Annotated in this window: 13 protein-coding genes; 3 read left to right on the top strand and 10 right to left on the bottom strand. The window is 44.9% G+C overall.

The genetic code is table 11. The features are described from left to right. Window positions 1–101 precede the first annotated feature (101 nt). From rlmM to pomA, 7 genes are all read right to left on the bottom strand, one after another. Complete coding sequence (rlmM, locus tag AB6D80_RS03275) at window positions 102–1,193, bottom strand: 23S rRNA (cytidine(2498)-2'-O)-methyltransferase RlmM (RefSeq protein WP_029223102.1); 1,092 nt, start codon at window positions 1,191–1,193, stop codon at window positions 102–104. After that, complete coding sequence (locus tag AB6D80_RS03280) at window positions 1,190–1,588, bottom strand: DUF423 domain-containing protein (protein WP_135383009.1); 399 nt, start codon at window positions 1,586–1,588, stop codon at window positions 1,190–1,192. Before AB6D80_RS03280 ends, rlmM begins: the two co-directional genes overlap by 4 nt. Continuing rightward, entirely contained in the window at window positions 1,578–2,201 is a 624-nt protein-coding gene (locus AB6D80_RS03285) for an alpha/beta fold hydrolase (protein WP_029223795.1), read from the bottom strand. Before AB6D80_RS03285 ends, AB6D80_RS03280 begins: the two co-directional genes overlap by 11 nt. Then, window positions 2,194–3,102: a transcriptional regulator GcvA gene (locus tag AB6D80_RS03290; RefSeq protein ID WP_017063339.1), complete on the bottom strand. Its 909-nt coding sequence runs from the start codon at window positions 3,100–3,102 to the stop codon at window positions 2,194–2,196. The genes AB6D80_RS03285 and AB6D80_RS03290 overlap by 8 nt, the downstream gene beginning before the upstream one ends. A gap of 668 nt (window positions 3,103–3,770) precedes the next feature. After that, a complete protein-coding gene (thiI, locus tag AB6D80_RS03295) occupies window positions 3,771–5,219 on the bottom strand; it encodes a tRNA uracil 4-sulfurtransferase ThiI (protein ID WP_372187766.1) in 1,449 nt (482 codons plus the stop codon). Window positions 5,220–5,558: 339 nt separating this feature from the next. Continuing rightward, entirely contained in the window at window positions 5,559–6,506 is a 948-nt protein-coding gene (locus tag AB6D80_RS03300) for a flagellar motor protein MotB (protein WP_004734407.1), read from the bottom strand. A gap of 12 nt (window positions 6,507–6,518) precedes the next feature. Further along, window positions 6,519–7,283 (bottom strand): flagellar motor protein PomA, encoded by a 765-nt coding sequence (gene pomA / locus AB6D80_RS03305; RefSeq protein ID WP_004734406.1) that lies wholly within the window; start codon window positions 7,281–7,283, stop codon window positions 6,519–6,521. Window positions 7,284–7,581: 298 nt separating this feature from the next. On the opposite strand from pomA, the gene xseB reads away from it, so the two are divergent. Genes xseB through dxs form a run of 3 tightly spaced genes read left to right on the top strand, consistent with a single transcriptional unit; the run spans window position 7,582 to window position 10,634 of the window. After that, window positions 7,582–7,824 (top strand): exodeoxyribonuclease VII small subunit, encoded by a 243-nt coding sequence (gene xseB / locus AB6D80_RS03310; protein ID WP_004734405.1) that lies wholly within the window; start codon window positions 7,582–7,584, stop codon window positions 7,822–7,824. A 20-nt stretch (window positions 7,825–7,844) separates the two neighbouring features. After that, on the top strand, window positions 7,845–8,729 hold the full coding sequence (ispA, locus tag AB6D80_RS03315; protein ID WP_004734404.1) for a (2E,6E)-farnesyl diphosphate synthase: 885 nt from the start codon (window positions 7,845–7,847) through the stop codon (window positions 8,727–8,729). A gap of 21 nt (window positions 8,730–8,750) precedes the next feature. Then, window positions 8,751–10,634, top strand: a complete 1,884-nt coding sequence (dxs, locus tag AB6D80_RS03320; protein ID WP_372187768.1) for a 1-deoxy-D-xylulose-5-phosphate synthase — start codon at window positions 8,751–8,753, stop codon at window positions 10,632–10,634. Window positions 10,635–10,759: 125 nt separating this feature from the next. On the opposite strand, the gene AB6D80_RS03325 is transcribed toward dxs, so the two are convergent. From AB6D80_RS03325 to thiL, 3 genes are read right to left on the bottom strand one after another with little or no spacing between them, the layout of a single operon-like run. Next, complete coding sequence (locus tag AB6D80_RS03325) at window positions 10,760–11,119, bottom strand: putative quinol monooxygenase (protein ID WP_004734402.1); 360 nt, start codon at window positions 11,117–11,119, stop codon at window positions 10,760–10,762. Between the two features lie 50 nt (window positions 11,120–11,169). Further along, window positions 11,170–11,676 carry a phosphatidylglycerophosphatase A gene (pgpA, locus tag AB6D80_RS03330; protein ID WP_029222743.1) on the bottom strand — a complete coding sequence of 169 codons (507 nt, stop codon included), beginning with the start codon at window positions 11,674–11,676 and terminating at the stop codon, window positions 11,170–11,172. After that, a complete protein-coding gene (thiL, locus tag AB6D80_RS03335; protein ID WP_065606079.1) occupies window positions 11,676–12,650 on the bottom strand; it encodes a thiamine-phosphate kinase in 975 nt (324 codons plus the stop codon). The genes pgpA and thiL overlap by 1 nt, the downstream gene beginning before the upstream one ends. Between the last annotated feature and the right edge of the window lie 59 nt (window positions 12,651–12,709).

Below are 12,709 nucleotides of genomic sequence, written 5' to 3' on the forward strand. Positions count from 1 at the left end.
GACAGCTCGGAAGGATCCTTCAACCGATCACTTTGGCTTTAACTGATCGGCATTACCCTTAAAGGAGCATTTTCTTTATCACTGACACACTAACGTAAATATTAGTACGGTGAGATATTCGAAAGCGACTGAATATGAACCGTGATCTCTTCGCGATCGTGGTAAAGGTGCTTCGCCTGCATCTTGAACTTCACTTTGTTATCAATCAGGAACTGCTTTAGGTTTTCGATATCCTGCAGAACTTCATCGTAACGGCCTTTCATTGGCAGTTTAAGGTTGAACAGTGCTTCTTTCGCCCAGCCTTTGATGATCCACTCACCCATAAGGTGTGCAACACGAGCTGGCTTCTCAACCATGTCACAGATAATCCAAGTGACGTTCTTACGGTCAGGTTCGAATTTAAAACCATCCACCATGTGGTGCTTAATTTGACCCGTTTCCATTAGGCTATCTGCCATCATGCCGTTATCAACACAGTGAACAAACATAGAGCGCTTAACCAATTGGTAAGTCCAACCACCTGGACACGCGCCTAAATCTACGCCCCACATACCCGGAGCCAGACGTTCGTCCCACTCATCACGAGGGATGAATACGTGGAATGCTTCTTCTAGCTTCAATGTAGAACGACTTGGTGCATCTGATGGGAACTTCAAACGAGGAATACCCATGAAGAACTGCGAGTTGTTGGTTGGGTAAGAGTAACCAACAAAACAGTGACCCGGAGCGATAAAACATAAGTGAAGCACAGGCTTCTTAACATTGTCTTTCGCTGTCATCAGCCCTTTACCGCGCATTGCTTGACGCATTGGCACAGTAAACTTACGGCAGAACTTCAAAAGCTCTTTCGCTTCATTGGTGTCTGGTGTTTCAATACGGATGTCGCCACAACGTGGGAAACCTTCTTTCTCAGAAAGCGCCTCAAGAATTGGAGAAATACGATCATCAGTCGGCAGATCTTTGATTTCAACCGCTACCGCGATCATTTGACGAGCAAAGATCAACGATTGGAAGTCGATCTCTTTTACCAGTTTATCGGCTTCGCCTGCTTGATAACATTCAAACAATACAAAGCCTGTATTGTTCTTTAAGCGAGGAAAACCAAACACTTCCAGTTGTGTTGCCTTGTCTTGAATTTCGCCAGCACATTCTTTTTCAAAACCAGAGCGACAATAAAGTAGTACGTGTTTCACTGAGTTACCTCTTTTATATTCAAAGCAGCGAAGGAGAAGACTCCCCAACCAATGATAAATAGTAGACCACCAAACGGTGTTATAGGGCCAAACCATTTTATTCCTGTCAGTGCTAAGCCATAAAGGCTGCCACTAAAACAAAGGATGCCGATGATAAAGCAAATTGCCGCAATGAAAAAATATTTTTGTGATTTAGCGCCAAGTTTCATCTGCAGCAGTGCACCACACGCCAATATCGCGAGCGTATGGATAAACTGGTACTGAACACCTGTCTCAAACACGTCTAGCAGATACTCTGGCAAGAGAGCTTTTAACCCGTGAGCGGCGAAGGCACCTAGCATTACGGCTATTGCGCCAGAGATACCTGCAAAAGTGAGTAAATACTTACTTCTCATTAAGTACCTCTTTGATAAACGCCGATAGTTTCTCAACGGTTAAAGCTATGTTCTGCTGTTCGGTGTAACCCGAGCTCTTACGAGGCTTAAAGCTGTGATCGCCATCAGGAATAAACTCAACACGAATTGAATCCGACAGGTCGAAATCAGCAAACTCTTCTCGCTTACCAAAGGTATCGCGTTCACCCTGCAGAATAAGGCATGGCTTTGCTAACTCAGCCAAGTGCTCACCTTTGTATTTCTCTGGTTTGCCTGGTGGATGGAAAGGAAAGCCTAAACAGGCCATTGCAGCCACCTTATCCACTTCAGACAAATGACTCGCCATACGTCCTCCCATCGACTTACCGCCAATAACAAGCTTATCGGCATCTACCTGTCCGATAATCTCTTGGTAAGCTTCGAGCAGTTTAGGGGCTCGATCAGGTGGACGACGCTTACCATCTTCAGCACGCTTGATCATGTAAGGGAAATTAAAACGAATCACTCGTATCCCTTTAAACGCCAGCCCTTTTGCTACCGACTGCATGAATTCATGATCCATGCCTGCGCCAGCACCATGTGCAAAGATAAAAGTTATTGGGTTGTCTTCACCATCAATGATGAGGTTATTCATCAAGTAAGTCCTCTTGTTCACTTTGCGCTTTCGCCAACATCCAATCACGGAAAGTCGCAATACGCCCCATGTCAGCTTGTTTCTCATGACACACCACATAGAAGGCGTTCTTACTTACCAACACTTCATCAAAAGGTGCAATCAAACGACCTGCTTCGATTTCAGGTTGCGCCAACACATTATTACCCAAAGCAATACCTTGCCCGTGAGCGGCCGCCTGCAACACCATGGTTGAGTGACTGAAGATAGGACCATGGTTAACGTTAACCCCATCGATGCCATTTTGCTTGGCAAACTGTTTCCAATCTTTTCGAGATGTATCATGCAGTAGCGTATGACATGCCAAATCACTGAGAGATTCTAAAGGTTTAGCTCCTAGCAACACGGAAGGTGAGCAAAGAGGGATCAAATATTCTTGGTAAAGCTTATCAGCTCTGAGCCCCGACCAATTCCCTCGGCCATAGTAAATAGCCACGTCTACATCATCGGTCAACGAGCCTTCATCCATATCAACGGCTTTGATTCTTACATCAATATCAGGTTCTTGCTGATTAAAGTCAGCGAGCCTTGGTACCAACCATTGAATAGCAAAACTCGGCGGCAAACTGATGGTCAATGCGCCCTTCTCACTTCGCTCAAGCACTTTGTCTGTCGCTTCTGCCAGTGATGTGAAAATATCTTTGATATCCAAGAAGTAGCTTTGACCTTCTTCCGTCAGCAGCAAAGAGCGGTTTCTTCGACGAAACAGCTTCAAAGATAAGAATTCTTCAAGCGCTTTGATCTGATGACTGACCGCGGCTTGAGTAACAAACAACTCTTCTGCGGCACGCGTAAAACTCAAGTGTCGAGCCGCGGCTTCAAACACTCTTAGCGAGTTTAATGGGGGTAATCGACGAGACATAGTTACTCTCTAAATAAGCATTAGTTTTTTTTATCTGAAACATTATAATTTGTCCATTGCCTAGCGGCCAGAGAAATTCTATATTTCATCCCGCAGCAGCTAGCCTGAACGGCTTGATTCTCTCTAGAATCAATTGGTTTAGCTCCTGCGATGTTGTGTTTGCAAACTCGTTCTTTTCGAGTTGGGTAGAGTTCTACCAAATGTTTTGTTGCAGTTCTATACTGAAACGAGGCATGTACTTCCTGTATTTATTTTGACCTGTCTGTCAAATTTGTTTACACCGCCTTATGGGCGGTGTTTTTTTATGTGCAAAGAAAAGTAACAATAAGTTTATCAATAGCTGTGCTAATTAATCTTTATTATTTTTCATCGCTAATCACAGAATCAGACACCCACTCAAATAAACAACTGAACACATACAAATAGCACCATTGAGTTGCACTAAAAAGTAACAGAATACTTCAAGATACTCACACTTCTTCAGTACTTATAGACCCGTTTAGATCTCACCAGTTCTATCAATCAAAAATTTCAAAGCTGAGCATGACGATAGCACGTCCAAACGCATGCCTCTGTCTACTGTCAATCCTTCATCATAGACAATAAAAAAGCCGCTTACTTTTCAGTATGCGGCTTTGCAAAATTATTAACGCTTGGTCAACACACCACTATGGGCGGTAAACCTTAACGTTGTGGAAGCCTTGTTCTTGCAAGTAAAGCGCTTGCAGACGGCTCATGACACCACGGTCACAGTACAACAAGTACTCTTTCGATTGGTCTAGGTCACCAAACTGAGTTGAAAGCTTGAAGAACGGGATGTGTTTGATTTCAACACCATCGATCTCTAGCGGGCTTTCATCTTCTTCGTCTGGGCTACGGATATCAAGAACGACAGCGTGCTCAGCAACGGCTTGAACTTGCTCCACTTCTGGTGCCTGTTCTTGGCTCTCTTTCTCTATATCACGGATATCCATAATACGAGCGTTCTCGATCACTTGATCCAGCACTTCGAAGTTAAACTTAGCTTCTTCCGCTTCTAGTTTGCCTTTCTTCGCTTTCACGGTTGGCTTCTTAGAGATAACACCACAATACTCGGGCATTACTTTAGCGAAGTCTTCAGTACCAATCTTACGAGACAGGTCGATGATGTCTTCTTTGTCCCAGTTGATAAGTGGACGAAGGATCAAAGTGTCCGTCACGTTGTCGATATGACGCAGGTTAGTTAGCGTTTGGCTAGAAACCTGACCAAGAGCTTCACCCGTTACTAGTGCTTCGATACCGAAACGCTCTGCAACCATACCACCAGCACGCATGAACATACGCTTAAGAACAACGCCCATTTGGCCGTCTTCAACGTTCTCAAGGATCTCTGCAACTACAGGTTCAAAATCAATAGAGATGAATTTCACCTTTGCAGATGAACCGTATTTATCCCATAGATAATGAGAAACCTGCTTAACACCAATCTCGTGAGCAGGGCCACCAAGATTGAAGAAGCAGTAATGCACTTTAGAACCACGTTTGATGTGTAAGTAGCTTGAAACACCAGAATCAAAGCCACCAGAGATCAAGCTAAGCAGATCTTCTTGAGTACCTAGAGGGAATCCGCCTAGGCCTTTATGACGTTCAATAACTTGGTTTAGCTTTTCGTTCTCGACTTCAACTTTAACGGTAATATCTGGATTCTTCAGTTTTACTTTTGCTGATTCAACCGCTTGGTTTAAACCACCACCTACGTAGCGTTCTAGCTCGATAGAAGTAAAGTCATGTTTACCACGACGCTTGGCTCGCACAGAGAAAGTCTTGCCTTCAATAAGAGCACCGCTTCGTTCAAGAACTTGCTCGTAAATATTGTGCAGGTCTTTAAATTCTGATTGCTGAACCTCAAGGGAGTGATGAATACCCGGAGTTTGCGTCAATACTTCGAGTGTTTCTTTAAAGTACTTGTCGCTCTCAGACGTCACTTCAATGTAGTCACGGCGGTTGAAGACAGCCACAGACTCAGTACGACGCTGAAGAATAGTACGAATATTACGTTCTAGAATCTTTGTGAAGCGCTTACGCACCGATTCACTTTTAATAAAAATTTCCGGATGAGGCTTAACAATAAATTTCATAGTACTTTCACGCCAATAAGGTTCACAAATTTTAGTAGGTTCATCACCACGTAAAAGGTCATTTCACATAGTTATTGAAGCAATAATAGATCAATATTAAATCTAAGGGCGCGAATTATACATGAGAAAGTGAAGCAAGGAAAAGAGTGGTTGCTTTAACCCGATAATTAAACCGCCTGTTATTAAAAGTAGCAGGTTTCAAAACGACATAAATACCACTGAGAGCATCATTGAAGACCAGAAAACAAAAAGCCCAACCTCATCATAAGGTTGGGCTTTCGATGCTATCTGCTGACTAACGTATGTATACCTGAAGACTAATCGCTGTCTCTCTGCCTACTACTGACCAATAACAGGTACTTCATCACTGTAAAGCGGCTCACCCTGCATAATGCTGATTTCAACACGGCGGTTGAGGCTACGCTGCCATTCAGTATCGTTCGGCTCTACTGGTTCTGTGTCGGCCATACCGCGCACTCTCAAGCGTTGATGAGAGAAGCCACGCACCTTTTCCATCTCTTGAGCCACAGACACCGCACGCTGCGATGATAAGTCCCAATTAGAACGATAAAGCTCTGAATCAAGTCTCTGGTTATCGGTGTGACCAGAAATACGAACAATGCCCGGTACATCTTTTACCAATTCAGCCACCTGTCTAACCAATGGTCGAAACTTAGGTTGTAGGAAAGCAGAACCCGACGGGAACGCGCCTTTCTCACGAATTCGAATAACGATCTGCTGGCCAAGGTTTTCCACCTCAATCGCGCCTTGGTCGATCTCTCGCTCCAACGCTTTCTTGATACTTTCCATCAAGGTTTCCATCTCTTGCGATTGAGCTTCAGCTTGCTGTTGCTGTTGGTCTGACTCAGAGTTTTGATTGTCGTGAGTTGAAACCTCTGGCGACTTGCCTCCCGTCATCTTGCCTTGGTCACGCATTGTGCCGCCAGCACGCTCAGATTCACCCTCATGAAACTCAAGCGTTTGCTGCGTAATATCAATGGTCTGCTGCATGATCACATCGATAGGAGTCGGCTCTGGACGACCAGGGCGAAACTCTTGCGCAATGATGCTAGTCCCTTTAGGAATATCTTTCACTTCCAAGCGGTTTTGTACACCAAACGCAAATTTCATCGATCCAGCGATCTGTTTGAACTTCAGTACGTCCATCTCAGAGAATGAGAGCAGCAGTACGAAGAAACACATCAGCAGTGACATCAAGTCAGCAAATGTCCCCATCCATTGAGGTAACCCCGGAGGAGGACATTTACATGGATTTTCTTCATCCATCTTCAAATCCTCTTACGCGGGTTCACCATCAATCGTGCGCTTACCTTCATTGAGGTAGCTCTTGAGGTAACCATCGATAACTCGTGGGTTCTGACCATCTTGAATCGCTAATACACCATCCATAACCAAACGACGGTTGAGTGTCTCTTGGTCACGACGCAGCGCAAGCTTGTCCGCAATTGGGAAGAACACCATGTTCGAAAGAATTGCACCGTACAGGGTCGTTAAAAGTGCTACCGCCATCGCAGGGCCGATCGCTTTTGGATCATCCATGTTAGAAAGCATGGCAACCAAGCCAACCAAGGTACCAATCATACCCATCGCGGGTGCTACATCACCAAATGCAGAGAACACCTTCGCGCCCTGCTCATGACGCTCTGTGGTTAATGCGATGTCTTTTTGCAGTGCAGCACGCACCACATCACCATCATGGCCATCTACCAATAGGTCGATGCCCTTTTGCATGAAACTGTTGCTGATTTCCATCTCTTCAAGTGCCAAGAAGCCACCTTTACGTGCTGCATCCGCCATCTCTACCACTTTAGCGATAAGATCTTCAGGCTCATCGGCCTTAAACATAAATGCTTTGCCAGCGATTTTAGTTGCTCCAAAGAATTGTCCCATGGTGAACTTCATTAGAACAACAAACGTTGAACCACCCACCACGATCAAAATGGATGTCGTGTCATAGAACATCCCGAGGCTTCCACCTAGGATCATTGCCATGATTACAAAGGCAAATCCACCAATCAAACCTATTAGGGTTGCTAAATCCACTGAGCACTCCTCATGCTTTTTTGTAGCTCTACGTCGACGATAATCTTTTTATCGGCCAGACTATAAGATCTTTTAGTAAATTCTTGGCCTAAATATCACACTTTTCGTTTTTGAATCACAATTATTGGCTTACTTTGCTCTTATCCTTAGCGCATAAACTCGATAAAGCTAAGGTTATTCAACCAAAGTGAGTTCAAGCCCCTTAAAAACGAACTTTCTAGCAAAATTTCTTGGTTACATTTGACCATCTCAGCGGCCTAGGGTAACGTTCGTTCATATTTCCAAACGCAGATTTATTATGGCTACTAAGAAACCTGAAAATATGAGCTTTGAAGCGGCTATCGAAGAGCTTGATGGCTTGGTTGATCAACTAGAAAATGGTGATCTAGCTTTAGATGATGCGCTGAAAAAGTTCGAACGAGGCATCTCCCTCGCTCGTGCTGGTCAAAGTAAACTAAACGATGCTGAACAGCGTGTTAGCATCTTACTGCAAAATGATGAAAATGCAGAACTTAGTGACTTTAACCCACAACCAGAATAACGAATTGTATGAGATCCCCTATGATCGAGACTTTATTGTCTTATCAAGCACGTAATAACGAGCAGCTGAACCTTTGGCTTGATCGCCTGCCACACCAAAATCAGAACCTTATCAACGCGATGCGTTATGGGTTACTTTTAGGCGGCAAACGCGCACGTCCATTTCTTGTCTACATTACAGGGGAAATGCTCGGCTGTACCGCTGAAGAACTCGATACTCCAGCTTCTGCAATCGAATGTATTCATGCCTATTCTCTGATTCACGACGACCTTCCAGCAATGGATGACGATGAACTTCGTCGTGGCCATCAGACTTGTCACATCAAATACGATGAAGCAACGGCAATTTTAACTGGCGATGCCCTACAAACTCTCGCGTTTACTATACTTGCGGAAGGCACATTAAGTGCTGACGGGGAAAGCAATCGCGTTCGAATGATTCAACGCCTAGCTGAAGCGTCTGGTGCACAAGGTATGTGCATTGGACAAGCTCTTGATATTGAAGCTGAAAACCGCTCTGTCACGCTAGAAGAGTTAGAAGAAGTTCACCGTAACAAGACTGGCGCTCTAATGAAGAGTGCGATTCGTTTAGGTGCTCTGGCTGCTGGCGAAAAAGCGTTTGAAGTGATGCCTCAATTAGATAAGTACGCCGATGCAATCGGGTTAGCCTTCCAAGTTCAGGATGATATTTTAGATATCATTAGCGATACCGAAACTTTGGGTAAACCACAGGGCTCTGACCAAGATTTGAACAAAAGCACCTACCCTTCTTTGTTAGGTTTAGAGGGCGCTCAAGAAAAAGCGCAAACTCTGCTACAGGAAGCGCTTCAAGCTTTGGCTGCAATCCCATACAATACCCAGTCACTCGAAGAGTTCGCCCGATACGTCATCGAGCGCAAGAACTAAGACAATAAGCGCGCATTACCTATGACTCTTGATATATCAAAGTACCCAACTCTTGCTTTGGCTGATAAGCCAGAGGATTTGCGTCTACTTCCAAAAGAGACGCTTACACAGCTTTGTGATGAATTACGTACCTATCTTCTTAACTCGGTGAGCCAGTCAAGTGGTCACTTAGCGTCAGGCTTAGGTACAGTAGAGCTAACCGTTGCTCTGCACTATGTGTACAACACGCCTTTTGACCAATTGGTTTGGGATGTTGGCCACCAAGCCTATCCACACAAAATTCTTACGGGTCGTCGCGACCGCTTGTCGACTATCCGTCAAAAAGATGGACTGCACCCATTCCCATGGCGTCAAGAGAGCGAATACGACACCCTATCTGTTGGTCACTCTTCAACATCGATCAGCGCCGGACTTGGTATGGCGATCAGTGCGAAGAAAGAAGGTAAGAACCGTAAAGTCGTGAGTGTGATTGGTGATGGCGCGATTACCGCAGGTATGGCCTTCGAAGCCATGAACCACGCGGGCGATATTCATAATGACATGCTGGTTATCCTTAACGATAACGAGATGTCGATCTCTGAAAACGTAGGTGCTCTGAACAACCATCTAGCTCAAGTTCTTTCTGGCAGTCTTTACACGTCAATTCGTGAGGGTGGCAAGAAAGTGCTATCAGGCGTTCCGCCGATTAAAGAGCTCGTTCGTCGTACAGAAGAACATTTAAAAGGCATGGTTGTCCCTGGCACCATGTTTGAAGAGTTAGGTTTTAACTACATTGGTCCAGTTGATGGTCATGATGTCAATGAGCTGATTAAAACGCTGAAGAACATGAGAGATCTTAAAGGTCCTCAGTTCCTGCATATCATGACCAAGAAAGGCAAAGGCTACGAGCCTGCTGAGAAAGATCCAATTGGTTATCACGGCGTTCCTAAATTCGATCCTGCACACTCAAGTCTGCCTAAGAGCATCAGCTCTAAACCAACTTTCTCTAAGATTTTTGGCGACTTCCTGTGTGATATGGCCGCTCAAGATCCTAAGCTAATGGCGATAACACCAGCAATGCGTGAAGGTTCTGGTATGGTGCGTTTCTCGAAAGAGTACCCAGAACAGTACTTTGATGTAGCAATTGCTGAGCAACACGCTGTGACACTAGCAACTGGTATGGCGATTGCGGGTGATAAACCGATTGTGGCTATCTACTCAACTTTCCTACAACGTGGCTACGATCAACTGATCCACGATGTTGCAATCATGGATCTACCGGTTATGTTCGCTATTGACCGTGCAGGTCTTGTCGGTGCCGATGGTCAAACACACCAAGGTGCGTTCGACTTAAGCTTTATGCGCTGCATTCCAAACATGGTGATCATGGCACCAAGCGACGAAAACGAATGTCGCCAAATGCTATACACTGGCCACCAGCACACAGGCCCAAGTGCCGTTCGTTACCCTCGTGGTAATGGCATGGGTACAGAGATTCAAAGTGAGTTTACTGCGCTAGAGATTGGTAAAGGCCGTATCGTTCGCGAAAGTGCAAAAGTAAAAGGTGGCTCGAAAGTCGCTATTCTGAGCTTTGGTACTTTCCTTGAAAGTGCACTTCAAACCGCAGACGCTATCGATGCGACAGTTGCAGACATGCGCTTTGTGAAACCGCTAGATGAAGCTCTGATCAAGCAACTTGCTGCTGACCACGATGTACTAGTGACTATCGAAGAAAACGCGATTGCAGGTGGTGCGGGTGCGGGTGTGATTGAATTCTTGATGCAAGAGAAGCTGCTAATCCCTGTATTAAACCTTGGCCTACCTGACAAGTTTATTGCTCAAGGTACTCAAGGTGAGCTGCATGAAGAGCTTGGCTTAGATGCGAAAGGTATTGAGAAGTCTATCTCAGACTACCTTGCCAAATAGCTTTCACAAGCAAACAGCATAAGCGACAAAACAAAAAAGGTTGGCCCTAGGGTCAACCTTTTTAGTATCTGCTAACTGATAAACTATTCGTTGTTTAGCTGTTAGTTATTAGCAATTAAGCCTGCTTAGCAACAAGGCTTAAGCACAGGTGCGTCATAGTTCTCTGGTTCGTCAGAGTAGATAGCAACGTTGAAGTTCTCAACTAAGCCTGTCTCTTCAACACACTGCTCTTGGAAGAACTGTTGAATCTCACGACGTTGACAGTGTGCTTCGAATGCTTCGTTGTCCGCCCAGATCTCATTGAATGCAATAGGGAAACTCTCACCCTCTGCAAATGGGCTCTGAATGTGACGAGTCACTGTATATTGGATACAACCGTCTTCACGCATTGTGTTTGGCTCTAGTGATTTCAGAACTTCAAACAACTCGTTCAATTTGCCTTCTTTAGGCTGAAATTGAGCAACACAGTAAACCTTCTTAGACATTGTAATTCCTTGTTTTTATCTATTATTGTTCGTTCTTTGGATATTGATTCTTAAACGAGCCAACCTGAAAAATGAGCCACTGCATACAGCGAAATCGCCGCCATAATACCCGCCACGATATCATCAATCATGATACCTAAGCCGCCGTGAACTCGCTTGTCTAACCAACCAATTGGCCAAGGCTTTACCATATCGAAAAAACGAAACAGAACAAAGCCAGCGAATAGCCATTTCCAATCATTAACAGGAATACCCAACAGCGGCACTAGGCCCATTGTGATCCAAAAGCCTGCAAACTCATCCCATACAATAGAGCCGTGATCGTGCACGCCCATGTCATCAGACGTCACTTGGCATATTTTGATACCAATAATGCAGCTCACAACCACAAGAATGACATAAATAGGGAAAGGTAACTGAACCAGCAATAGATAAAATGGGATCGACGCAAGCGTGCCCATGGTGCCGGGAATAATCGGCGATAAGCCACTACCAAAACCCGTTGCCAATAAGTGCCACGGATTTTTAAGAGAAATAAGAGAAAGTGGGTTTGTCATCAATTAACCTTAAAGTGATCGTAACCAGTTAAGCTCCAGCTTAGTGGTTCACCATTATTGTGTAATTCAAAATATTCTACAGGTCTTATCTGGCCAATGCAGGTGACTTTTGTACCAGTGTGTGACAAAGCACTTTCCAACGACCCTTTATTCTCTTCTGGTACAGTAAAGCACAGTTCGTACTCTTCACCGCTGGTGAGCGCATATTGCTGAGCTGAAGTGATATCAGGAGCGAACTGACGTAACTCTGGAGAGATTGGCAGCGTGCTTACATCAATACTCGCGCCAACTTGAGAACGCTTAAGGATATGTTTTAAATCAGCAATAACACCATCAGAGATATCAATAGCCGATGAAGCAAGGTTCACCAACGCCTGACCAGCCAATACTCGAGGAACGCTCAGGTAGTGCCTTTCTTCAAGTTCAAGAGCATAAGGTCTGACTTTGTTCTGTTCTGGCTCAAGCAATACTTCTAGGCCTGCTTTGCTATCACCTAGGTTACCCGTTACGTAAATCCAGTCGCCCACTTTAGCGCCATCTCTACGCAGTGCTCGACCTTCTGGCACAAAACCTTGTACAGTCAATGTCAGACTTAGTGGCCCTTTGGTTGTATCACCGCCAATTAACTGAATACCAAAGTAGTCAGCGAGCTTGAAGAAGGAGTCACAGAAGGGAGCAAGCCATTCTTCATCGACTTCTGGCATAGTTAACGCAAATGAAACCCAAGCAGGCGTTGCTCCCATAGCCGCAAGATCACTGATGTTCGAAGCCAAGGCTTTGTGTGCCACCCAAGCTGGGTTTGCTTCCGCTAGGAAGTGAGTGCCCGCCACTAAGGTGTCCGTACTGATCGCTATCTCAACATTGCTTGGCGCTTTGACCAAAGCACAGTCATCGCCCGCAGCCAGGTGTACGTCTTTACGTTGTGGTTGTCGATTTACAAAATATTTTTCAATCAGGTTAAATTCGCCAGACATCACATGCCCTATCTTTAGTCTCATAAAAATCGCCGTAATCATGGAGATTACAGAAATTT

The organism is Vibrio sp. 10N.247.310.17 (assembly GCF_041466605.1).
GTDB classification, from domain to species: Bacteria; Pseudomonadota; Gammaproteobacteria; order Enterobacterales; family Vibrionaceae; genus Vibrio; species Vibrio tasmaniensis_A.